This window comes from Microbulbifer sp. ABF4_107, from assembly GCF_056312215.1.
Genome location: NZ_CM149983.1, coordinates 2,402,073 through 2,425,013, shown reverse-complemented (window position 1 = coordinate 2,425,013; position 22,941 = coordinate 2,402,073). Strand labels below are relative to the sequence as shown.

Annotated in this window: 17 protein-coding genes; 9 read left to right on the top strand and 8 right to left on the bottom strand. The window is 57.6% G+C overall.

The genetic code is table 11. The features are described 5' to 3' along the window. Positions 1-85: 85 nt before the first annotated feature. Both ACYX4K_RS10005 and ACYX4K_RS10000 read left to right on the top strand, forming a co-directional pair. Positions 86-334 (top strand): hypothetical protein, encoded by a 249-nt coding sequence (locus ACYX4K_RS10005; protein ID WP_475092268.1) that lies wholly within the window; start codon positions 86-88, stop codon positions 332-334. Between the two features lie 180 nt (positions 335-514). Beyond that, entirely contained in the window at positions 515-958 is a 444-nt protein-coding gene (locus tag ACYX4K_RS10000) for a hypothetical protein (protein WP_475092269.1), read from the top strand. Between the two features lie 266 nt (positions 959-1,224). On the opposite strand, the gene mnmH is transcribed toward ACYX4K_RS10000, so the two are convergent. Next, positions 1,225-2,346 carry a tRNA 2-selenouridine(34) synthase MnmH gene (gene mnmH, locus ACYX4K_RS09995; RefSeq protein WP_475092270.1) on the bottom strand — a complete coding sequence of 374 codons (1,122 nt, stop codon included), beginning with the start codon at positions 2,344-2,346 and terminating at the stop codon, positions 1,225-1,227. Further along, the gene (gene selD, locus ACYX4K_RS09990; RefSeq protein ID WP_475092271.1) at positions 2,343-3,398 is read right to left on the bottom strand and encodes a selenide, water dikinase SelD; all 1,056 of its coding nucleotides are present in this window, start codon (positions 3,396-3,398) and stop codon (positions 2,343-2,345) included. The genes mnmH and selD overlap by 4 nt, the downstream gene beginning before the upstream one ends. Before the next feature lie 186 nt (positions 3,399-3,584). On the opposite strand from selD, the gene ACYX4K_RS09985 reads away from it, so the two are divergent. From ACYX4K_RS09985 to ACYX4K_RS09975, 3 genes are all read left to right on the top strand, one after another. Next, positions 3,585-5,030 carry a catalase gene (locus ACYX4K_RS09985; RefSeq protein ID WP_475092272.1) on the top strand — a complete coding sequence of 482 codons (1,446 nt, stop codon included), beginning with the start codon at positions 3,585-3,587 and terminating at the stop codon, positions 5,028-5,030. Positions 5,031-5,222: 192 nt separating this feature from the next. Continuing rightward, the gene (locus ACYX4K_RS09980) at positions 5,223-7,289 is read left to right on the top strand and encodes a protein-disulfide reductase DsbD family protein (protein WP_475092273.1); all 2,067 of its coding nucleotides are present in this window, start codon (positions 5,223-5,225) and stop codon (positions 7,287-7,289) included. A 37-nt stretch (positions 7,290-7,326) separates the two neighbouring features. After that, on the top strand, positions 7,327-7,959 hold the full coding sequence (locus tag ACYX4K_RS09975; RefSeq protein ID WP_475092274.1) for a thioredoxin family protein: 633 nt from the start codon (positions 7,327-7,329) through the stop codon (positions 7,957-7,959). 102 nt (positions 7,960-8,061) lie between these two features. Here ACYX4K_RS09975 and ACYX4K_RS09970 read toward each other — a convergent pair whose 3' ends face one another. The 5 genes from ACYX4K_RS09970 to ACYX4K_RS09950 form a co-directional block, all read right to left on the bottom strand. Continuing rightward, entirely contained in the window at positions 8,062-9,951 is a 1,890-nt protein-coding gene (locus ACYX4K_RS09970; protein ID WP_475092275.1) for a cellulase family glycosylhydrolase, read from the bottom strand. Positions 9,952-10,049: 98 nt separating this feature from the next. Further along, positions 10,050-12,881 (bottom strand): glycoside hydrolase family 9 protein, encoded by a 2,832-nt coding sequence (locus ACYX4K_RS09965; RefSeq protein ID WP_475092276.1) that lies wholly within the window; start codon positions 12,879-12,881, stop codon positions 10,050-10,052. Positions 12,882-13,069: 188 nt separating this feature from the next. Continuing rightward, the gene (gene bioA, locus ACYX4K_RS09960) at positions 13,070-14,341 is read right to left on the bottom strand and encodes an adenosylmethionine--8-amino-7-oxononanoate transaminase (RefSeq protein WP_475092277.1); all 1,272 of its coding nucleotides are present in this window, start codon (positions 14,339-14,341) and stop codon (positions 13,070-13,072) included. Positions 14,342-14,574: 233 nt separating this feature from the next. Beyond that, complete coding sequence (locus ACYX4K_RS09955) at positions 14,575-17,028, bottom strand: ABC transporter permease (protein WP_475092278.1); 2,454 nt, start codon at positions 17,026-17,028, stop codon at positions 14,575-14,577. Continuing rightward, the gene (locus ACYX4K_RS09950; protein WP_475092279.1) at positions 17,028-17,792 is read right to left on the bottom strand and encodes an ABC transporter ATP-binding protein; all 765 of its coding nucleotides are present in this window, start codon (positions 17,790-17,792) and stop codon (positions 17,028-17,030) included. The genes ACYX4K_RS09955 and ACYX4K_RS09950 overlap by 1 nt, the downstream gene beginning before the upstream one ends. Positions 17,793-17,850: 58 nt before the next feature. Here ACYX4K_RS09950 and ACYX4K_RS09945 point away from each other — a divergent pair, with 58 nt between their 5' ends. The 4 genes from ACYX4K_RS09945 to ACYX4K_RS09930 all read left to right on the top strand — a co-directional run bounded on the left by ACYX4K_RS09945 (position 17,851) and on the right by ACYX4K_RS09930 (position 22,394). Beyond that, positions 17,851-18,549 carry an arylesterase gene (locus ACYX4K_RS09945; protein WP_475092280.1) on the top strand — a complete coding sequence of 233 codons (699 nt, stop codon included), beginning with the start codon at positions 17,851-17,853 and terminating at the stop codon, positions 18,547-18,549. A 44-nt stretch (positions 18,550-18,593) separates the two neighbouring features. Then, on the top strand, positions 18,594-19,538 hold the full coding sequence (gene ttcA, locus ACYX4K_RS09940) for a tRNA 2-thiocytidine(32) synthetase TtcA (RefSeq protein ID WP_475092281.1): 945 nt from the start codon (positions 18,594-18,596) through the stop codon (positions 19,536-19,538). An 802-nt stretch (positions 19,539-20,340) separates the two neighbouring features. Beyond that, positions 20,341-21,816, top strand: a complete 1,476-nt coding sequence (gene putP / locus ACYX4K_RS09935) for a sodium/proline symporter PutP (protein WP_475092282.1) — start codon at positions 20,341-20,343, stop codon at positions 21,814-21,816. Between the two features lie 65 nt (positions 21,817-21,881). Continuing rightward, positions 21,882-22,394 (top strand): O-acetyl-ADP-ribose deacetylase, encoded by a 513-nt coding sequence (locus ACYX4K_RS09930; protein WP_475092283.1) that lies wholly within the window; start codon positions 21,882-21,884, stop codon positions 22,392-22,394. Between the two features lie 210 nt (positions 22,395-22,604). Here ACYX4K_RS09930 and ACYX4K_RS09925 read toward each other — a convergent pair whose 3' ends face one another. Then, positions 22,605-22,844, bottom strand: coding sequence for a hypothetical protein (locus tag ACYX4K_RS09925; RefSeq protein WP_476178684.1), 240 nt, complete (start codon positions 22,842-22,844; stop codon positions 22,605-22,607). Positions 22,845-22,941 lie beyond the last annotated feature (97 nt).

Below are 22,941 nucleotides of genomic sequence, written 5' to 3'. Positions count from 1 at the left end.
TGTGTTACTCGCTGTCGCTCAAACATTAACACAAAAGGCGCTCCGCGCTGGGCGTTAAAGCTCACGAGTATCGTGGTTCGTATTTATGAGCGAAATAACTGACTATTTAGTCATTTCCGGAGACGGAGACGAGTTGAAAGCCGATCCATTCGGAGAGAGTCTGGCTTTCGCTTGTGGTGATTGTGGGCATCCGGTAGTAGCGGTGGCTAAAAAAGGGCAGCGCGGTTCGTCTATTGAGAATTCTTCAGTTTGCAGGGGCTGTTGGCAACATTATGTTGTTGAAGTTCGAGAGTCAGTAGAGAAAATTGTGGTGTATCGGGCCCATGAGCTTTAACAAAATCAGGCAGGATACTCCGGGCCTTCGGCCCTCCGTGGGACGTCCTACTTTGTGCACTTTATTGCGCGGGTCGCTGCGCTCCCATTATCGCGCAATAAAGCGCATGTTGTCGGACTGGTTTTCCGCTGCGCTTCAAACCAGCCGCGAATGCGGGCGTTGGGCTCACAAGGAGTGACGATGAGAAAAGTAAAATTTAATTATCTAAAAATGGCCGGCGTATTTACGCTTATTATTGCCTGCATTCACATTGGGTGTATTGTGTTTGGTGGCGATTGGTACAGATTCCTTGGTGCCGGAGAGCAAATGGCAATATTGGCTGAGCAAGGCCACCCTTATCCTACTATTGTTACAAGTATCATTTCAGCAATTCTATTGGTCTGGGCAATGTATGCATTTTCGGGCGCTGGCTTAATAGCTAAACTACCACTTGTGCGGGTTGGTTTGTTTCTAATATCCACTGTTCTATTCGCTCGCGCGCTTGGGTTTTACTTCATAATGCCGGCTTTCCCAGATAATTCGATAACATTCTGGCTAGTTAGCTCGGGCATTTGTTTGTTACTCGGTTTATTCTACGCAATGGGTTTAAAGCAGCGGTGGCACTCAATAGGTGACAAAGCCTAGCAAGCGACTGTGGTGTCAAGCAGCCAGATTTATGTCGCTCTGTCCCCAGTGGGTACCGTCTTTCACCATGGCTTCAGCACTACTATCATCTTTCGCAATCAGGCGGTCAGGGCGACTTTTTATGTTTGCCCTGGTTCACAATGCGCTTGTAAAACTCTCTAATTATTGGGTTTGCAGCAGTGACAGCCCAACATCGGGTTAAGCATTCCCAAGTTCCTTGAAGCTCGAAGCAAGCGATGACAATGCATTTTGTGCAGCGTTGAATTTCAGGTGCGCCGCCTCCGCAGGTATTCGATGACTTCGTGATGGTTGCCGCGAAAGCAGATTCGTTCTGCTTTTTCGGCAATTTGATGGTCGTACATAGGGTCGTAGTAATCCTGCAGTAGCGAATTGATCCAGTCTCTGTGGCGATCTGTACTGCCGTTGGAAAGTTGCTGTTGCAGTGCATCTTGCATAATGGCATCGATCTCCTGAAAGCGCGCTCCGCCGAGACGTTTTGCAATTCTGAACAGGTTTTGACGGAGCGATGCCGCGTACATCTCTTTGCCGCGTTGACGACCAAAAACTTGTATGAATTCGCTACAAAGGTTTATGACATAGTCTTGAAGAATACGATCAACCCGGTTATCGAAATCGTCTTCAAGCCAAATGACGGGGCATTGCTGCATTTTCCGGTGCAGTGAATAGGGGATGGAACATTTGCCGATCAGGCGGCTTTCATCCTCTAGCACAAAGTGATCTTGCTTTCTGGCGCGGCGTTTGAGCAGTTCAATGGCCAGTCTATTCTCGAAGTTGATTTGCGTTGGTTGTGGCGTTGCCTTTTTACCAAAACTGGAGCCGCGGTGATTCGCATGTCCTTCCAGGTCGATGGCATTCGATAGTTGCGCGATAATTTCGGTTTTTCCTGTACCGGTCATGCCGCTCAGAATGGTGAATCGGCAGTCGTGTGCGGCACTTTCCAGCTCATCAATCAAAAAGTTGCGCATTGCCTTGTAGCCACCAGTAATGCGTGGGTAGTCAACACCTGTATCGTGCAGCCATAACTGGCTGATCTGTGAGCGCAGGCCGCCTCGAAAGCAGAATAGGTAGCCCGAAGGGTGCGCGCGGGTAAAGTTTGCCCAGTGTGCAACACGCTCTTCCTTTGTCTTTCCGCTGACCAGTTCATGCCCCAGATTGATGGCGGCCTGCTGGCCCCGCTGTTTGTAGCAGGTACCTACTTGCTGGCGCTCGCTATCCGTCATCAGGGGAAGGTTGGTGGCGGTGGGGAAGGAGCCCCTTGCAAACTCCGCGGGTGCACGGGTATCAATCAAGGGGCGATCATTCAGGAAAATATCCCGATAGTCCGCGGTGTCTGGACGCAGTTTCTTGAAGGCATCCGACCCGCTCATTTCACGAGTACCGCCGGCCCGCCCGCAGCGGGGCTTTTCAGCTCTCCGATAGGGGATAGCTGCAAGTTAAATTTCGTCGCTGCTTTCAGGAACTCGCGTTCGCCTTGCGGATCGACAGCAACCAAGAGGCCGCCGCTGGTTTGCGGATCTGCCAACAGCGATTTTTGCGCTTCTTCGGCAAGCTGTACCCGATGTCCGTAGCTTTCGAAGTTGCGCCCGGTTCCACCTGGAATACACCCCTGATCAATGTAGTAATCCACTCCTTTCATACGTGGTACGGCGTTGAATTCGAGGTGCGCGCAGAGCTGGCTGCCATCGGCCATTTCTACCAGATGCCCAAGCAAACCGAAGCCGGTAACGTCGGTCATGGCTTTCACCGCTGGAAGTTTTGCAAACACGCTTCCGGGGCGGTTCAGAGTGCACATCTGGTCCCGGGCAATACCCGTGTCTTGCGAGCGAAGCTTTCCCTGTTTTTCTGCGGTGGTAAGAATACCGATACCGAGGGGTTTGGTGAGGTAAAGCTTGCAGCCGGCGGTGGCCGTGTCGTTGCGCTTTAGATCCTGCTTATCCACCACGCCGGTAACTGCCAGTCCGAAGATGGGCTCGGGTGCGTCAATGGAGTGGCCGCCAGCGAGGGGAATACCCGCTTCCTTACACACGGTCCGGCCGCCGTGGATCACTTCACGGGCCACTTCCGGCGGCAAGACATTGACCGGCCAACCTAGTATCGCGATGGCCATCAATGGATCTGCGCCCATGGCGTAGATATCACTGATGGCGTTGGTGGCGGCAATGCGGCCGAAGTCGTAGGCATCGTCGACGATAGGCATAAAGAAGTCGGTGGTAGATACCACGCCACGGGTTTCATCCAAACCGTAGACGGCGGCGTCGTCGCGCGATTCATTGCCCACCCAGAGTCGCGGATCTATTTCGGTACTTCCGCTGTTGGCCAGAATCCTGTCCAGCATCGCGGGAGCGATTTTACAGCCACAGCCGGCTCCGTGACTGTATTGGGTCAGACGTATGGATTGGTCGGTACTGGAAACTTGCATACAGGTCTCTTTTGGCCAGGCACCCCGCAACTCGGAGTCTTCGGTGTCAATTGGCGTTCATTTTAGCAGTGGGTGCGTCTGGATTCATTCTGTATGAGTATGGGTGCACTATGGTTTCTTCTGTTTCCAAACGGTTCCGGCGAGCGGCACCCGGATCTATTCTCGAGATAATATGAGGAGCTGAATGTGAAAAAGGACGACTCGCAGCGCACAACCAATGACGCCGGAATTCCGGTTGCCAGTGACGAGTATTCGCTTACTGTGGGTGCAGAAGGCCCCATCATCCTGCAGGACCACTACCTGATTGAACAGATGGCCAATTTCAATCGGGAGCATATTCCAGAGCGCCAGCCCCACGCGAAAGGTTCCGGTGCTTTCGGACACTTTACGGTTACCCGGGACGTGAGTGCATATACCAAGGCCGCAGTATTCCAACCGAATACAAAAACCGATACTTTGATCCGGTTTTCTACTGTTGCCGGAGAGAAGGGCAGCCCGGACACCTGGCGCGACCCACGGGGTTTTGCACTTAAATTTTATACGTCTGAGGGTAACTACGATCTGGTGGGAAATAACACGCCGGTTTTCTTTATCCGTGACCCGATGAAGTTCCAGCATTTTATCCGCTCCCAGAAACGCCGCGCCGATTCCGGCTTGCGCGACCACGATATGCAATGGGACTTCTGGACCCTGTCGCCGGAATCCGCCCACCAGGTGACCTGGCTAATGGGGGATCGCGGTATCCCCAAAACCTATCGGCATATGAACGGCTACTCCAGCCATACCTATATGTGGGTGAATGCCAAAGGGGAGCGCTTCTGGGTGAAATATCACTTCAAGTGCGACCAGGGTGTGGAATGCCTGACGCAGGAGGAGGCGGATCGTATCGCCGGGCAGGATTCTGATGCGCACCGTCGCGACCTGTTTGAGGCCATCGCCAGCGGAGATCACCCCAGCTGGACGCTGCATGTGCAGATCATGCCCTATGAGGAAGCCGAGAACTATCGCTTCAACCCTTTTGATCTGACCAAGGTGTGGCCCCACGGAGACTATCCCCTGCACGAAGTTGGCAAGCTGGTGCTGGATCGCAATCCGACAGATTTCCACACCGAGATCGAACAGGCGGCGTTTGAGCCCAACAATGTGGTGCCGGGTATCGGTTTCAGTCCAGACAAGATGCTGCAGGCACGGGTGTTCTCATACGCGGACGCCCACCGTGCGCGCATGGGGGTCAACTACAAACAGATCCCGGTAAACCGGCCAAAATGCCCGGTGCACAGCTACAGCAAGGATGGTGCATTGCGGGTCGACAATGTTACCGATCCGGTCTATGCCCCCAATAGCAAAGGCGGGCCCAGTGCAAACCACAGCTACACCGAGAAATGGGAAGCCAGTGGTGAATTTATGCACGCTGCCTATACCCCCCACAAAGAGGATGACGATTTTGTGCAGGCGGGCACGCTGGTGCGTGAGGTCATGGACGATGGGGGGAGGGAACGCCTGGTGTCCAATGTGGTGGGGCACCTCTCCGCCGGGGTCTCCGATGAAGTCCTGAAACGCGCTTTCGAGTACTGGCGCAACGTGGACAAGGACATCGGTGACCGTATTGAGAAAGGCGTAAAAGGCAATTGATGCCAAATTGATCGCACGAAGGGCCCGTTCGGGCCCTTTTTATTTGGGGCCGGTGATTTTGCGCTCCCCGGGGCGTTCGGCCGCACACTTCACCGTTTCACGCTTGCAGCTGTCGCGGCAATCCATTTGAATATGGACCGAGTATAAGAATATTGTCGCCATACTGGTGTTCGCTGTCAGCTGGAGTCTCACTTGTCGTTCCTCATTCAGAATCGCACCGTTCATTCCATTCTTGTGAGGCTTGTGCTCGCCGTAATCGCCTACGCTGGGCCTGTTTCCTATGCCCAGGAAACCGCCAGTGGTGACCACGTAAACGTCCGCTGGCTGGCGCCGGATACCTTTGGCCCCGGCGAGGAAACCATCGGATTCTATTTCGAGGTCGACCCCGGCTGGCACGTCTACTGGCGAAACGCCGGCGATTCCGGCGCCGCACCGCGCTTTGATTTTGTCGGTGCCAGCGGCAAGGTTGGCGAGATCCAGTGGCCGTTCCCGGTGCGTTTACCCATCGAGCACCTTACCAATCTCGGCTATGAAGGTGACGTGGCCTACCTGTTCACGGTGACACCGGAAGCGGAGCGTATGGAGCTGGTGGTGAATCTGGAGTGGCTGGTGTGCAAGGTGGACTGCATCCCCGGGTTCGGCGCCATGAGCCTGTCGCGCCCGGTGGCAGACCAGGTGGTGTGGCCGGACGGCGACAAGGCACTGCGGGATCGTTTTGCCGCGCAGGTTCCGCTTGTGGTCAACGGCGACACCGGTTTTCCGTGGTCTGTGCGAAGCGTTACCGCGGAAGCGGACGGCGACAGTCTGCAGCTGGTACTGGAAGCGGGTGAAGGCGCTTCCTCGGAAGCGCCGGCGGTCTTTCCCCTCGATGGGAACCTGCTGACCGCCAAAGCCCCTCAGATCGCACAGTCCGGCAGTACCATCGGCTACACCTTCCAGCGAGTGCCCGGTGCGCCCTTACCGGACAGCACCGGTTTTGTGATCAGCGACGGCACCCGGTCCTGGCAGCTGGAGCAGCTGGATATTCAGGCGGCGGCCACTGCTGCGCCCAGTCCGGTCGATGGCGGACAGCCTCTATGGCTGCTGGTGCTGGCGGCCATTGCCGGTGGCGCTATTCTCAACCTGATGCCCTGCGTGTTTCCGGTTCTGTCGATCAAGCTGTTTGGCCTGGTCGGCCCGGAAAAGCATGCCGGTGAACGTCTGCACGAGGGCCTGCGCTATGCCGCCGGGGTGCTGGTGACCTTTGCTGCGCTGGGAGCGCTGCTGCTGGTGCTGCGGGCCGGTGGCGCAGCGATTGGCTGGGGATTCCAGTTGCAGTCGGCACCGGTGGTGCTGGGGCTGATTCTGCTGTTCTGGGTTATGGCGCTGTCTTTCAGTGGTCTGTACGAATTCGGCCATCACCTGATGAACCTGGCCGGTAACAGCCGCGGCGGCGCCTTCGTCACCGGTGTGTTGGCAGTGTTTGTGGCTGCTCCCTGTACCGGGCCGTTTATGGGGGCCGCGTTGGGTGCCGCCACCTTGCTGCCGGCGTACGGCGCTATGGCGATCTTTCTCGGGTTGGGCATCGGGCTGGCATTGCCGTTTGTTCTACTGTGTGTCTTTCCCGCGTTGCTGAACCGCCTGCCGGCGCCGGGGCCCTGGATGGAAACCCTGCGCCAGTTCCTCGCATTCCCGCTGTATGCCACGGTGATCTGGTTGTTGTGGGTGCTGGGCCGCCTGGTGGGCGAGAGCGGTTGGCTAATCGGGGCCATGCTGATGCTGACCATCGTGTTTGCTTTCTGGCTCGGGCGCCATGGGTTCCGTGGCAGCCGCTGGCTTGCCTGGGGGCTGGTGCTGGCGGCACTGGTATTGAGTTTTGGTGCCGCCAACAAGCTGCAGCACAGTGGCGCCGCAGGAGCGGCACTGGCGCAGGAGAGCAGCGATTGGCAGCCCTACGATCGCAGTGCGATTAATCAGGCATTGTCCCGCGAACAGGGCGTATTTATCGACTACACCGCAGCCTGGTGTATTACCTGTCAGGTGAACAAAAAGCTGGTGCTGGAGTCGCAGGAAGTTGAGGCGCTGTTCCGGGAGAATGACGTGTATCTGGTGCGGGCCGACTGGACCGACCAGAACCCGGAAATCACCCGGGCGTTGGGAGAGTTGGGGCGCAACTCGGTACCGGTTTACGCCTGGTATGCACCGGGAGAAATGGAGCCAGTATTGCTGCCGCAGATTTTGAAAGCGGACATGATTGAAGCCCTGTTCGACAACAAGTAATTCTTTACCCTATTTTCAACCAAGAGGATGCGTCATCGTGAATACTCAGCGTGTAAGTGGTAAACGGTCTTTTCGTCAATTTATCAGCAGTGTCGCGTTGTTTGCGCTACCGGCGTTGGCCGTGGCTGTTGCGATTCCCGGCGAGCAGGCACCGGCATTCAGTGAGGTGGATGCAAAAGGTGAGACCCGCAGCCTGGAAGACTACAAAGGTCAGTGGCTGGTGCTGGAGTGGTTCAACAAGGACTGTCCTTATGTGAAGAAACATTACGGTAGCGGCAATATGCAGGCACTGCAGAAAAAATACACCGACCAGGACATCAACTGGCTAACCGTTATCTCTTCTGCGAAAGGCAAGCAGGGCTACCTGGAGCCGGCGCAGGCATTGGAAGTGGCGGAGAGCCACAAGCTCGCGGCAAGTGCTCCCTTCCTGTTGGATAGCGACGGCAGTATGGGGCGCGCGTACGGGGCCAAGACCACGCCACATATGTTTATCATCAACCCCGAAGGGCAGGTAGTTTACGCCGGTGCGATCGACGATAACGACTCGGCGAACCCTGCAGTGATCCCCAACTCCAACAATTATGTGGCCGCAGCATTTGATGCAGCATTGAAAGGCGAGCAAGTGGCGGTGGCTTCGAGTCGTGCATACGGCTGTAGCGTCAAGTATTGATTTCGTTGTCGTTTAATCACAAGCCGTGCAAATAACAAGGCCCTCGGGGAAGTATCCCTGAGGGCCTTTTCAGTTGGTGCTCTTAGTTCCCGGGTACGGAAATCAGTTCGCCGTACAGGTGGGCTCTACATAGCTTCCGGTATGAGTACCCTGTAAACCGAAGCTGGCACTCGCACCGGGCTGTAGGTTGCCGTTCCATGCCAGATTGCTAACGGTGACCAGAGTGCCCCCATTTTCTGCGGTGAAGTTGCCACCCCAGCCGCTGTCAAAGGTATTGCCCCCGCTGAAGTTCAGTTTGACCTCCCAGCCGCTTACCGCGCTGTCGCCGTTGTTGGTGACAGTGATGGTGTTCAGTACAAATCCGTCTGCCCAGCTGTCGGCTTCACCGGGTTCACAGGCAATGTCGGACTCCGGTTCTGGATCCGGTATCACTTCCTCAACCACCTGAATCTGTACGCTATCCGTTGCAGACAATTCGATACCCGCGCTGTCCACGGCGACAAGCTCTAACAGGTAGCTACCTGTTTCTGCCGGCGCAGTAATGGTGGTGGGGCTGCTATCCGCACTGGCGACCAGACCACCATCGATATAGATGTTGGCGCCGCTGCTTTTGCGCTGGTTGAAGGCTACGGTAATGGTTTCTTCTACCAGGTATTCACTGCCGGAAGTCGGCGTCACGATATCCAGCACCGGACTGTCGTTGCCGTAAAACTCGCTTACGGTAATACCTGTTTCACTGCTGCCAAGTGGCACCTGGTGATCCAGGCCTACAAACTTGCCATCGGTGTTCTGCCACAGTGCCGGTTTGAGCAGAGCGTACTTTTCTTCATCCCAGGTTTTCCAGTCATAACCCCAGAGACCGCCGGTATCCCCGGAGTTGGGATTCAAGCACCAGAAGGTATGGTGCAGCTTGTGCTCCACAATCAGATCACGGGCATAGGTCATCCATTTTTCGTTCTGACCGCCGTCCATAAAGCCGCCCCATTCACCGAACAGTAGCGGCGAAACTCCCTGCTCATACAGGTAGAACCAGTTATCTCTCCAGGCGTCCTCCATCAGGGACTCATAAGTAAAGTCCGGCTCAAACCAGGGCTGAAGGTAGACAGACGGACCGTAGATATGGGGGGAGTAGACCAGCTGATCCTGGTGCGGGCCGAGATCGATCGGGTGATCTGCCACACCGCGGAGGTTGCCGCCCCACCAGTAGTTGTGAAAATCTTTACTGGAATCGCTGTCCCAGGTTACGCCGTCCTTCGGGAAAGACTCGATGCCTTCGCACAGAACCAGCACCTTGGGGTTGATGGTGAGAATACGCTTGGACGCGGTTTCGCAGGCGTATTTCCAGTTATTTTCGTCGGTGGAGCTATCCCACTTGGCGTAGGGAGAATCCGCCCAGGGTTTTCCGTGAGGTTCGTTTTCAATATCGAATGCGATGACGGTGTCATCATTTTTATAGCGATCCGCCATCCACTCCCAGGTTTCGTAGAAAATTTCGGAAGTGAGTTCTTCGTTGTACCACATGGGCGCGAAGTGACCGGAGTTATCCGCTTTGGCACTGTGTACATCCACCATGATTTTAATGCCGTATTTTTTAGCAAGCGCCACTGTGGTGTCGAAAATCTCAAGTGTGGTTTTCCCGGCAATTTCCGGGTTGGCGTAGTCGTTGATGCTCGGCACTGCGGCCATACCGCTTTGCCACTCGTAAATCAGTTCCGTGGAAATGGGCACACGGAGAATATTGATACCGCGGCTGGCGATATCCGCCATAGCGTTTTCGAGGTTTATTGCCCACAGGCCGTGAAATACCCGCTCACTGGCGTTGAATCCGAACCAGTTGGCGCCGGTCAGCCATACCGGATTGCCCTGTTGATCGACAATCTGGTTGCCTTCCACTCGCAGCCAATCGTCGTCCGGCAGTGCTTCGGCAAATGATGGTGCAGAGAGAGACGTGGCCAGCGCAGTGGCCAATGAAAGTGTTGTCAATGTCTTCATTGTATTTTCAAGACTCTAATGAATATTTGAAGAGAAACGGAAAAACACCCGACAGACGCGATGGTCTGTCGGATGCTCATTGTGGGCGCTACCGGATATCAGTCAGCGCTACAGGTCGGCAGGGCGAAGTCGCCATTGTGTCCGCCCTGGAAGCCGGCACTGGCAGAGGCGCCCGGTTGCAGGTTTCCATTCCAGGCGGCGTTGGTGACGCTGACACTGCGGCCATCGGAGGACAGTTGGAACTCGCCGTTCCAGCCATTCACGATGCTGATGGGGTTGGCAAACGTAAGCGTTACTTCCCAGCTGCTGATGGCGCTATCACCGTTGTTTTCCACAACGATGTCATTGATGACAAAGCCGGTGTTCCAGCTGTCGGCAGCGTCCACGGAGCACTGCACACCTTCTCCACCACCGGAAGATTGCTCTTCCACGACGATGGAAACGCTGTCGGTGGCGCTAAGCTCTTCACCATCGTCCACAGCGCGTACTTCGATCACGTGGTTGCCGAGTGAGGGGGCGTCAATTACCAGATCGGTGGCACCATTGGCACTGCCGGTGAGCGCTCCGTCCAGGTACAGGTTTACACCGTCTGCGTATTGCAGGGTGTACTGCACGGTAATGTCTTCCCCTTCCTCAAAGGTACTGCCGTTTGCCGGCGAGGTGATGCTGACCGCAGGGATGGGCGGGGACTCTACATCGATGGTCACGGTGGCCGGTGCGGAAACAGCGCCGGCATCGTCACTGACGGTGTAAGTGAAGCTGTCGATACCGAAGAAGCCGGCATCCGGCGTGTACAGCAGTTCTGCGCCAGTGCCACTCAGGCTGCCGTTACCCGGGGAGGTTTCCACGGTGTAGCCGGTGATACTGCCGTCGCGATCGCTGCCGGACAGGGTCACCATTACCTGGGACTCGAATCCGGTCTCAACGGAAACGTCGTTAGCCACCGGAACACAGTTCACACCGGAGCTGCCGCCGCAACCTTCACCGGGCTCCTCGCCCCAGACCAGATTGCCGTCGTCGTAGAGGGCAATGCGCGGCGCTTGTTCACGGCTGCTGCCGTAGTTGTCCCAGGACGGATCATTGCTCTGATCCCAGGGCAAACCTTCGCGAACGCCAATGCGGAATTGGGATTCCTTTTTGCTATCGGACTGGCCGCCGGGGAAGATATCCACACCCTCGAAAGACACTTCGACGTAGTAGATATTGTCTGCGGGATCACCCCAGGGGTGTGGGCCGGTAAAATCACTGCCCTGGTTGTAGGCGGTATTCAGTTCCAGGTCACTGGCTGAATAGCCGGCATCCACCAGCTCGGAAATATCCACCCAGTAACGCAGACTCAGGTTGTCGGTCAGACGTGCAGGCCAGGCGCTGCGGTTATGCGGGCGTGCGCTGATTTCGGTGTGGCGGGGGCCGGTGGAATTCAGTTTTGCATCAACGAAGAATTCGGTATCCCGCTCCTCCGGTGCCGGGAAGCTGTCTTCGGGAATCGGGTTGCCGCCGAAGTCCATCCACAGGCGCGCCAGGGCGCCGGTGAAGCCGGCGTTATAGTCGGTCGCCACTTCGTTGAGGATGTAATCGCCGCGGTCGTTTTCAAAACCATCGCTGGTATCCGGGCCGCCCACCAGCGCACCCACCAGAGTATGGCGGTTATCCACCGGGTCAGACAGGCTGTCGTTCCAGGAGCCGTGTGCGGTGCGGTGGTGCGGTGATGTGGGATACACGGAGCCATAGCCGATCTGATAGCTCATATTCATCGGGTTGTCGCCGAGGATGTATTCCATCTGGCTGACGGCGAAGTCGTAGTAAGTCTGTGCCTTGGGGTTGTCCGCATCGTTCGCTTTCAGGTAGTCGGAATAGATCAGCGCGATGAAAGCGGTGTTGGAGGCGTAACGGGCGGCGCCCCAGCGATCCAGGTGCGCCAGGCCACCGGGGGTATAGGTTACGCGGTTGCCTTCATAGCCGGTGGTCCAGTAATCCAGCCAGCGCTCGGCGTCAGCGCGATATTGGGGGTTGTCGGTGAGCATGGACATCAGCACGTAGCTGCCATAGCCCTTGTCGTCCCAGGCGTGGGTCCATTTGTAAGAGCGCACTGGCGACTGTGGCTCGGTGGAGAGGTTGTCGTAATAGCTGTTGGCTTTGTCCAGATAGGACTGGTCGCCAGTGGCGCGATAGAGCCACGCCGCGCCCCAGACCAGCTCGTCGTTATAACCGCTCCAGGAATTGTAAAACGCGGTGGCATCGGTGATGCAGTCGCTGTATTTCCCGCGATAGTTATCGGCAAAACTGTAAAGTTGCTTGGCGTGCTCCAGCAGGGTTGCTGAATACTGTGGGTCGGAATTTTCAAAAACCATGGAAATCGCGGCCAGTGCCGCAGCGGTTTCACCGGCCAGATCCGAGCCCGGACAGTTCTCGTCAATTTTGTAGGATGGCCGCGCCATCTGCATCACTTCCGCAGAGCCCCACCAGGCGTGATCCACGGCACCTTCGCCCACCTGTCCATACAGTTCGTTCGGCGCGGTATGCGCTTTTACGAAATAGTCGGCGACAAATTTCAGGTTATTTTTCAGGTGTTCGAGCTGACCGGTCTGTGCATAGGCTGCCTGGTTCTCAACGGCACCCCAGGCGAGCATGGTCGCGGTTGCTGCCATCGGGAAACCGAACTTTACATGGTCACCTGCGTCGTACCAGCCACCGGTGAGGTCGACGTTGTTGTCGGCACCGTCCTGCATGCCGGAGTCGCCGCGCCATTCGTTGCGGTTCCAGCCTGGAATGGGGCCGGATTGCTGGGCTTCGTAAAAATAAATGGATTTTTGCAAAGCTTCACCGTAGTTGGCGGCGACGGCACCCGATGAAAACAGGCCCGCACCGATCATGCTCGCACCGGCGATCGCGGCAGCGAGCGGTTTAGAGGTTCTTGTCATTCGCTTCATGGGACTTCCTTAATTTTTAATATTTATCAGCGGGCACAGTTCACTGCCCTGCGAATCTATGGTTCGCAAGAAAAGGACGTCTAAGGAATGACTGGCGAAACGAATTTTCTGCCAGTGTTATTGAAGTGTGACGAGCTCCCCGTTGTTACGGAGACAGGGGTGGGGAGGACAGGTGTGACAGTGGTTAATTATATGGCTGACAGCGTTTTACATATGGCCGAAGTCAGCATAGTTAGATCTTTCGTACCAATTATGTATGGGGGCATGGTGTACACCAGCTTTCCAAACGGTCTCAGCCAGATGCCCTCATTGATCAGGCTTTCCTGCAGCGTTTTATTATTTACCGGTTGCTGCATTTCCACGACACCAATGGCTCCCAGTACGCGCACATCGGCCACGCCGTCGGCACTCTTCAGTGGTGCCAGCTCTTGTCTAAGTTGGCTTTCGATATCGGTAACTTGTTGTCGCCAATCATTTTTCAGAAGTAGTTCAATACTGGCATTGGCCACGGCGCAGGCCATTGGGTTGCCCATAAACGTGGGGCCGTGCATGAATACGCCGGCTTCGCCGTTGCAGATGCCATTGGCGACCTTGTCGGTGCACAGGGTGGCGGCGAGGGTCATGGTGCCGCCGGTGAGGGCTTTGCCTAGGGTGAGGATGTCGGGGGAAATTCCGGCGTGTTCACAGGCGAACATTTTGCCGCTGCGGCCGAAACCGGTGGCGATTTCGTCGGCGATCAATAACAGGTCGTGCTGGTCGCAGAGTTCTCGCACGCGCTTTAGATATTCCGGGGAATAAAACCGCATGCCGCCGGCGCCCTGGACGATGGGCTCTAAAATGACGGCGGCGATCTGCTGGTGATTCTGTTCGATTAGCTGTTGCAGTTCGGCGGTGTCCTGCTCTGTGCAGGGTTCTTCGAACTTTGGTTTGGGGGCCGGGGCAAACAGGTGTTGGGTGAGCTGGCTGGCAAACAAATGGTGCATGCCGGTGACGGGGTCACAGGTGGCCATGGCGCCGAAGGTGTCGCCGTGGTAGCCGTTGCGCAGGGCCAGCAGTTTGTTTTTTTCCGGTTTGCCCTGGGAGTGCCAGTATTGCAGGGCCATTTTGATGGCGACTTCCACGGAGACGGAGCCGGAGTCGGCGAGGAAGACTTTTTGCAGTGGCTCGGGGGTGAGGGCGACGAGTTTTTTACACAGTTCGATGGCGGGTTCGTGGGTGAGGCCGCCAAACATGACGTGGCTCATTTTTTCCATCTGGTTTTGCATGGCGGCGTTCAGTTCGGGAACGTTGTAGCCGTGCAGGGTGCTCCACCAGGAGCCCATGCCGTCGATCAATCCGCGGCCGTCTTCCAGGTAAATTCTGACCCCTTCGGCTCTTGTGACGGGATAAACAGGCGGTGGATTAATCAGGGAGGAGTAAGGGTGCCAGATGTGGTTTTTATCGAACTCTAGATCCATCATGGTGCTGTTGGGTGGTCTTCTTAAGCAAGTGTGGTGGCGGTGAAGCGCCGGGTATCTGCTTTTGAAACCGCTGTGAACCCATCCCTGGGCGCTGCGTCGCAAACATCCTGTTTGCGACGCTTTCAAAAACAGATCCCCGGCACTCCCCCTTCAATTCAAATATTTTTACTTCGAAAGCTTTCGTCTACCGTCATTCCGGCGCAGGCCGGAATCCAGAGCTACGAAGCCGGTAATCAAGCCAATTCCCGCAGAACTTTAAGCGGCGGCTGACTAACCGCACTGCGACACGCCAGCGTACCAGCAGTACCAACCAGCAATGCCCCAACCAGCGGCCCAAGCAGCCAGAGTCCCGGGTGGAAATTAAACGGCATATCAAATACCCGCTGGGTCAGCACCGCCAGTGTGGCTTCGGTACCAAACGCCGCAAGTATTCCCGCGGCAATCCCCAGCAAGCCAAATTCAATCATCAGGCTGCGAATCAGCAGTTGGCGGCGGCCGCCCAGTGTGCGGATTACGGCGGCTTCCTGCAAACGTTCAGCGATGCTGGCGCGGACGCCGGCGATCAATACGAGCACGCCCGCAACGAGCATGAGGGCGAGTACGGACTCGACGGCGATGGCGACCTGGCCGATGGTTTCGCGGATATTCTCCAGGATTTTGTCCAGTTCGATGATGCTGACACTGGGGAAGTTTTTCACCAGTTCGTTGACGAACAGTTTGTCTTCCGGCGGCAGGTAGAAGCTCTGGATGTAGGTGGCAGGGAAGGTGTCGAGGCTTCCGGGGGCGAACAGCATGAAGAAGTTGGGGCGCATGCTGTTCCAGTCGAGGGTGCGCAGGCTGGTGATGGTGGCTTCGGTCTCGAGGCCGCCGATGGAGAAGCGCAGCACGTCACCGAGGCTGAGGCCGAGGCGGGCGGCGACTTCGACTTCGACGGAGACTCCTTCATCGAGGTCTTCACTCCACCATTCGCCGGCGACGATTTTGTTGTCGGCGGGGAGGGTGTCGGTCCAGCTCAGGTTGAGTTCGCGGCGGATGGAGCCGTCTTTGTTTTCACGCTCGTCGACGGGAGTGCCGTTCACGGCGATGAGGCGGCCGCGCACCATGGGGTAGAACTCGGTGCCCTCGAGGTTTTTGCCTTCCACCTTGTCTTTCACGCCGTCCAGTTCGTAGGGGGCGATGTTGACGAGGAAGTGGTTGGGGGCGTTTTCCGGGAGCTGCATTTGCCATTCGTCGATCAATGCAGTGCGCGCGTAGTACATGGCGAGCATGGCGAGCAGGCCGGTGCCGAAGGCGGCGATCAGCAGGGTGTTGAAGCCGGCGCGGCGCTGCAGGCTGCCCAGCGCAATGCGCCAGCTGCCGCCGAGGGAGGCGAGTCGTCCGCGCACCAGCAGGCGATTGATCAGGGCGGCGCCGGCGACCAGCAGGCCGAGGCCGGCGAGCAGGGCGACGGTGATGGCGATGCTGCCGGAGAGCCACCAGATCAGCAGCAACATGGACAGGGGGCCGGGGATCAGCCCGAACCATTCCCGTTTGTCCGGGTTGCTCCAGTCCTGACGCAGGGTCTGCATGGGATCCGTCTGGGCGAGGCGGAACAGCGGTGGCAGGGCGAAGCCAATCACGCAGGCGAAGCCGGTGGCAAGGCCCACCAGTAGCGGTTGCAGGCCGCTGGGGGGCGGGGTAACCGGGAAGAAGCCTTCCAGCAGGTTTACCGCCTGTGCCTGGATCAGGGAGCCGAGCGCAAGGCCGATGGCGGTGGCGATGAGTGCCAGGGCGGTCATCTGGCCAATGTAGATGCCGAGGATTTTGTTTTTGCCGGCGCCGAGGCTTTTCATCACTGCCACGTAGTTGGCGTGACGCAGTCCGTAGCGACGGGCGGCGAGGCCGACGGCGACGCTGGCGAGTAGCACCGCGAGACTGGCCGCCAGGAACAGGAAGCTCTCGGCGCGGTCCAGGGTGCGGGCGACCCGCGGCTGGCCTTCTTCCAGGTCGATCACCCGCTGGTGCTCGGTGAGTTGGGGTTTGAGCCAGTCGAAATACCGGTTCAGCGCGGCGTCGTCACCGGCAAACAGATAGCGATAGGTGACGCGGCTGCCGGGCTGTAGGATGTTGGTGGCGGCGAGATCCGACTGGTGCATCATCAGTCGCGCACCCATGGAGAAGAGGTTGGCACCGCGGTCCGGTTCGTGGTCGAGGATACCGGCGACTCGGAAATTGCTGTCACCCAGCTGCAGGTCGTCGCCGATCGACAGATTCATCAGCGGCAGCAGGCGCGCTTCCAGCCACACTTCACCGGGAGGTGGACCCTGCTGGACCTCGCGGGAAATGTCATCCGCGTTTGCGCGCATTTCCAGGTGGCCCACCAGCGGGTAGTCATCGCTGACCGCTTTCACCGAGGCGAACTGGAATTCATCCCCGGCGGAGAGCATGGAGGCAAAGGCGGTGGTCTGGGCCTGCTTCAGCCCCAGTTCATCGGCCTTGCTCAACCATGCCTGCGGGACTTCCTTGCTGCTCTGTACCACCCGCTCCGCCGCCAGAAAGCTCTGGGACTGGATATACATAGCGCGGGTAAGGCGGTCGGAAAAGTGGGCGATTGCGGTGACACAGGTGACCGCCAGCACCAGGGCGGTGGCGATCAGCGCCAGCTCGCCGCCGCGCCAGTCGCGGCCGAGGAGTTTCAGCGGCAGCATCAGGCGGACACCTCCGCTTGATCACCAAACTGGTCGCCTGAAAAAGAGTCGGGGATGTCGGCGGTAGTGATCTCTCCGGCCGCCATGCGCAGGTGGGCACCGCAGCGCTCGGCGAGGCGCTGTTCGTGGGTAACCAGCACCAGAGTGGTGCCGGTCTCGGCGTTGAGGTTGAACAGCAGGTCGATAACCTTTTCACCGTTGTGGGCGTCCAGGCTGCCGGTGGGTTCGTCGGCGAACAGAATGCCGCTATCTATTCCAGAAGAGGTGTCAGAACCCTGGTTGGCAATGCTACAGAATGCTCGGGCGATGGCGACGCGCTGCTGCTCGCCGCCAGACAGCTGACGCGGGTAGTGGTGCAGACGGTGGGCGAGGCCGACGCGCTCTAAAAATTCCTCGGCGCGCTTGCCCGCGTTGCGCTCTCCGCGCAGTTCGCTTGGCAGCATGACGTTTTCCTGCGCAGTGAGGCCCGGCAGCAGCTGGAATGTCTGGAACACGAAGCCGACGCAGCGGGCACGCAGTGCCGCGCGCTGCTCTTCGTCCATGGCGGTGATTTCCTCGCCGGCAAGCCAGATTTTACCTTCAGTGGGGCGGTCGAGACCCGCCAGGAGGCCCAGCAGGGTGGATTTACCCGAGCCGGAGGCGCCGGTGATGGCGAGGCTCTGGCCGGCGGGAAGTTGCAGGGAAATGTCGTTCAGAAGTGTCAGCGGCCCCTCGCTGGTGCTGACCCGGTGTTGAAGGTTTTCGGCTTTGAGCATCACTGACATGGCAAGTCCCTGAAATTTCGGCAAAATGCGCTTTAGATTTAGTAGTGGAGAGTATGACATGGCGGCAGTTTTTTTCCGGCACCTTGCCCCCGGTTTTGTCTCGCGTGGCCTGCTGTTGATCGTTTTGCTTTACGGGCTGGCGGCCAAAGCGGATGAGCCGGCTGCAAAAGAGGGCACCCTGTTGATATTGGGTGACAGCATCAGTGCGGCCTACGGGCTCGATGAGCGAGAAGGTTGGGTGCAATTGCTGCGCGACCGCCTCGACGAGCAGGGGCTGGCGGTGAAGGTGGTCAATGCCAGTATCAGTGGCGAGACCTCTGCCGGTGGCCTGACCCGGCTGCCGCGCCTGCTGAGTGAACATTCACCCGACTGGCTGGTGCTGGAGCTGGGGGGCAACGATGGCCTGCGTGGCTATCCGCCACGGGCGCTGCAGCAGAACCTTCTGCGGATGGTGAAGCTGGCCCGGGAGGGTGGTGCCGAGGTGCTGATCCTGGGTATGCAGATGCCGCCGAACTATGGCAAGGCGTATACCAAGGCGTTTGCGGCGGTCTATCCGAAGGTGGCCGAGGAGCAGCAGGTGCCCCTGGTGCCGTTCTTCCTGGAGACGGTGGCGCTGGTGGATGGCGCCATGCAGACCGACGGGATTCACCCCACCGCCAAGGCCCAGCCGGCGCTGCTGGATCACGTGTGGCCCTGCCTGGAAACCATATTGAAAGGCAATGGGAATACCCAGTCCGATAGCCTGTGCACTTCCTGATCGGAAAGCGTACAATCGCGCCCTGAATTTTTTGAGATTTACCCATGTCTGATCTGGAAAACCGCCGCGAGCGGCTGGAATTCAACAAGCTGCAAAAGCGCCTGCGTCGCAATGTGGGCAAGGCGATCGCCGACTTCAATATGATTGAAGAGGGCGACAAGGTGATGGTGTGCCTGTCCGGAGGTAAGGATTCCTACGCGATGCTGGAAATCCTGATGAACCTGCAGAAGACCGCACCGGTGCACTTTGAGCTGGTGGCGGTGAATATGGATCAGAAGCAGCCGGGTTTCCCGGAGCACATCCTGCCGGAGTACCTGCAGTCCATCGGTGTGCCTTATCACATCGTGAACAAGGACACTTACAGCGTGGTGAAAGAGGTGGTGCCGGAAGGCAAGACTACCTGTGGCCTCTGCTCGCGCCTGCGCCGCGGCACCCTGTACGGCTTTGCCGAGGAGATTGGCGCGACCAAGGTGGCACTGGGGCACCACAAAGACGATATCGTCGAGACGCTGTTTCTGAATATGTTCTACGGCGGCCGCCTCAAGGCGATGCCACCGAAACTGCGTGCGGACGACGGGCGCAATATTGTGATTCGCCCTCTGGCCTATTGCCGCGAAACGGACCTGATCGCGTTTGCGGATCACAAGCAGTTTCCGATTATTCCGTGCAACTTGTGCGGCAGTCAGGAGAATCTGCAACGCCAGGCGATCAAGGGCATGCTGAATGATTGGGACAAGAAGTTTCCCGGCCGCAGCGACAATATTTTTGCCGCACTGACACGGGTATCGCCATCACAGCTGGCGGATCGGGATCTTTATGATTTCGAGAGCCTGGAACTGGACCGCTCTAGACCCGCGCCTGCGGCGGACGCGCGTGCGATCGAGCAGTATGTCGACTCCTGGATACCGGAAGATGCGCGCAATGAGGACCCGGAGCAGCCTGCGGAGACGCCGGCGCAGCCGATGTATATTGAGGCGCGGAATCTGTAGCGCCGTCATCCTCTACTAGCAGGCAATCGGTCTTGTTACCGTTTGCTCCCTCAACAGCCGTGGTGTTTACTGCGGCTGTTTCGTTTTCGGTCTCGCTGTTTTCTGTCTCGGGGCTTTCCGTGGGTTTTACCAGTTTGCTGTAACTGTCCACGAAATCCCGCAGGCGAGCGCTGGGGCCATGGTGGAAATGTTTTTTCCACAGTTTGGCCATTTTCGGCAGGTTTTCACTTTCTACAGATTCGATACCGGCGGCGCGGTACACCAGCCAGGCGATGGCGGTCGCGTAACGTAGGTTGGTGGCCAGTTCGGCGTGGGGGTGCTGCAGGAAGTCGCGCTGGCTGGCGAGACCGCGCACTTTGGAGGCGAGCGGGGGGAAGTTGATCAGGTATTTATCCCAGATCTGTCGGTGGGTACTGGGGAGAATCTGGAAGATCCCCATACCGTGGCGCCGGCCCTGCTTGAGGTGGAACCCCAGTTCGGACTCTTGTGCGGCAGTGCCGAGCAACAGGGCTTCCATCCCCGGAGACCAGGCGCGCAACTGCTTTAAAGTGGGACGAACGACGAACAGGCGCAGTTCGTCCAGACAAATACCCATAGTGTTTTCGCTTTCCCTAACTGCTCAGTCTGTAACTGCCATCCTTGGCGGCTTTTGGTAACTGTACATACCCTTGGTTTAGTTTGTGGATTGAGTAACCGCCAGCGAATGGGTAGATTTACGCGCAATAAAGACCAATAACGATGGATTCAGCCTATTCTTTCGCGGGACGTGGCTTTATCTGCCAAATATGACGGGGAATCCCAAATGTCTGGACAATGGCTTGTCGCCCTAACGTTTATTGCTTATCTCGCACTGATTCTCGCCATCGGCGTGTACGCCTACCGGCGCACCAAGGATGCCAGTGACTACTTTCTCGGCGGCCGCTCGCTGCCGCCCGCGGTTGCTGCGCTGAGTGCCGGTGCTTCCGATATGAGTGGCTGGCTGTTGCTCGGGCTACCCGGTGCAGCCTACGCAACCGGGCTCTCTTCCGGCTGGATTGCCATCGGTCTGTTCAGCGGGATTGTGCTGAGCTGGACCACCATGGCGCGCCGACTGCGCATTTACACCTACGCGCTGGATGATTCCCTCACCGTGCCCGCGTATCTGCACCGCCGCTTCAATCTATCGACCCCCTGGCTGCGCACCATCTGCGCATTTTTCATTTTGCTGTTCTTCCTGTTCTACGTGGCGTCCGGCCTGATTGCTGGCGGCAAGTTATTCGAGACCGTATTTGGCTGGGACTATCAGTGGGCAGTGGTGATCGGCGCAATTGCGGTAATTTCCTATACCCTGTTTGGCGGTTTCCTCGCGGTGTCCTGGACCGATGTGTTTCAGGGATTGCTGATGAGTCTCGCGCTGGTCATCGTCCCGGTCATGGTGATTTCCGACGAGGGTGGCTGGGGGAGTGCCTGGGCAACCATGCAGACGGAGCACCCGGAACTGATGCACTGGATGACGGACAACACCGGCGCCACCCTGGGGGTGGCCGCGGTGTTGAGTTCTCTGGCGTGGGGACTGGGGTACTTTGGCCAGCCGCATATCCTTGCCCGCTTCAAGGCGCTGCGACACCCGGATGATATGCCGGCCGCGGCGAGTGTTGCCGCTATCTGGTCTCTGGCCGGCTTTCTCGGCGCCATGTGTGTGGGCCTGTTCGGCCACCTGGAGCTTACCGCGACATTGCCGGATGGCGAACGGATCTTTATGGCCCTGGTGGAGTCTCTATTTCACCCACTGGTTGCCGGTATTCTGCTGGCGGCGATCCTGTCGGCGATCATGAGCACCGCAGATTCCCAGTTACTGGTGTCATCCGCGGCGCTGGCAGAAGATATTTACCATGTGTGGTTCGGCAAGCAGGCATCGTCCGAAAGTATCGTGAAAGTAGGCCGCTGGGCGGTTGTGGCGCTGTCGCTGATTGCCGTAGGTGTGGCGATGGATCCTGGATCCAAGGTCCTGGATGTGGTCGCCTATGCCTGGGCCGGGCTGGGGGCTGCCTTTGGCCCAGCAATACTGATCAGCCTCTACTGGTCGCGTATGACCGGTGCGGGTGCGATTGCAGGGGTTCTGGTCGGGGGTATAACCGTAGTGGTATGGAAACAGCTCTCCGGTGGCATCTTCGATATATACGAGCTTTTACCGGGATTCGTACTCTCCGCAGCTGCTATTGTTTTAGTAAGTGCCGTGACGCATTGCCCTGAAGGAATTTCAACGCGCCACCGTCAATTACTGGGGCAAAAGCAGTAGTCTGATCGCGGTGTTCGCGCAACTTTGCGCAATTGATCGGTGGTGCCGCGGCTGGAGTAGTTGGAGTGATCGAAGTACACCTCGGTGATATCACTCGGTTGCATGTGGATGTAATCGTCAATGCAGCCAACCAGAGGCTCCTCGGCGGAGGCGGTGTGGACGGCGCCATTCATCGCGCGGCTGGCCCGGAACTGATGGAGGCTTGTCGCGCCATTGGCGGCTGCCCTGTCGGGGAGGTGCGCGCTACCGCAGGCTATCGACTGCCGGTGAAGCGTATTTACCACACTGTCGGTCCGGTCTGGCGCAGTGGCAATCTGGGGGAGCCGGAGTTGCTTGCCAGTTGCTACCGCCAGTGCCTCAATCTTGCGCGGCGTGAACACGCCCATTCCATTGCATTCCCTGCCATCAGCTGTGGTGTCTACGACTACCCCCCGGAGCTTGCAGTAGAAATTGCCGTTGAGCAGGCCCAAAACCATCTCGACCGCGACGGCGGTCCCCGCCACATTATTTTCTGCTGCATTGACGAAGATATGGCAGAGCTCTATCGCATGCAGTTGGACGCCTGCGTGCGTCGTTGAATACGATTTTTATCCGTCTTGAAAGACTTGTGAGCGTACCAGTTAGCCGAAGGAATTTACGCACAGTTTTGTGCTGATGGGTCGGTTAACTGGCACTGCCGTAACAGTCAGCGAGTCTGGCAAAAATAATCGGTAAATTTTCCACAGTTTTTGCTATTTCATCTCGCGCCCGGCTTTGCCGGGCATCACTCTTCTTTTAGAATTTCTCCCTTAAGGATTCGCGCAGGTGGCACCATCGTTCCAGGTTTGTGCTTGGTGTTGGTGTTTTTGCGCATGGGAAAGGGAAAGTTCATGCAGGTGTATGTAGAAAATAAACGTGGCCAACGGTTTCGGGTGCTTGAGGGCTGGCAAAGCGCTCGTACTGTTTTCGAGAATGACGCTGCTGCCGAGCTGCTGATTTCTTTCCCTCCCGCCGCGCTCGATCAGATTTACGATCAGTTTCTTGCTCATCGGGCTCAGTGCTCGGTCGATACACATACCCTCGGCGGCGGTGCCTCTCACCTGCTCTCAGAATTTCCCGGTGTACCTACCCATTTTTCCAGCGAGC

Excerpts from the sequence above, each read along its gene's own strand:
- ACYX4K_RS10005 (WP_475092268.1), top strand. The coding sequence starts at position 86 with ATGAGCGAAATAACTGACTATTTAGTCATTTCCGGAGACGGAGACGAG.
- ACYX4K_RS10000 (WP_475092269.1), top strand. The coding sequence starts at position 515 with ATGAGAAAAGTAAAATTTAATTATCTAAAAATGGCCGGCGTATTTACG.
- mnmH (WP_475092270.1), bottom strand. The coding sequence starts at position 2,346 with ATGAGCGGGTCGGATGCCTTCAAGAAACTGCGTCCAGACACCGCGGAC.
- selD (WP_475092271.1), bottom strand. The coding sequence starts at position 3,398 with ATGCAAGTTTCCAGTACCGACCAATCCATACGTCTGACCCAATACAGT.
- ACYX4K_RS09970 (WP_475092275.1), bottom strand. The coding sequence starts at position 9,951 with ATGAAGACATTGACAACACTTTCATTGGCCACTGCGCTGGCCACGTCT.
- ACYX4K_RS09965 (WP_475092276.1), bottom strand. The coding sequence starts at position 12,881 with ATGAAGCGAATGACAAGAACCTCTAAACCGCTCGCTGCCGCGATCGCC.
- bioA (WP_475092277.1), bottom strand. The coding sequence starts at position 14,341 with ATGATGGATCTAGAGTTCGATAAAAACCACATCTGGCACCCTTACTCC.
- ACYX4K_RS09955 (WP_475092278.1), bottom strand. The coding sequence starts at position 17,028 with ATGCTGCCGCTGAAACTCCTCGGCCGCGACTGGCGCGGCGGCGAGCTG.
- ACYX4K_RS09950 (WP_475092279.1), bottom strand. The coding sequence starts at position 17,792 with ATGTCAGTGATGCTCAAAGCCGAAAACCTTCAACACCGGGTCAGCACC.
- ACYX4K_RS09945 (WP_475092280.1), top strand. The coding sequence starts at position 17,851 with ATGGCGGCAGTTTTTTTCCGGCACCTTGCCCCCGGTTTTGTCTCGCGT.
- ttcA (WP_475092281.1), top strand. The coding sequence starts at position 18,594 with ATGTCTGATCTGGAAAACCGCCGCGAGCGGCTGGAATTCAACAAGCTG.
- putP (WP_475092282.1), top strand. The coding sequence starts at position 20,341 with ATGTCTGGACAATGGCTTGTCGCCCTAACGTTTATTGCTTATCTCGCA.
- ACYX4K_RS09925 (WP_476178684.1), bottom strand. The coding sequence starts at position 22,844 with ATGAGCAAGAAACTGATCGTAAATCTGATCGAGCGCGGCGGGAGGGAA.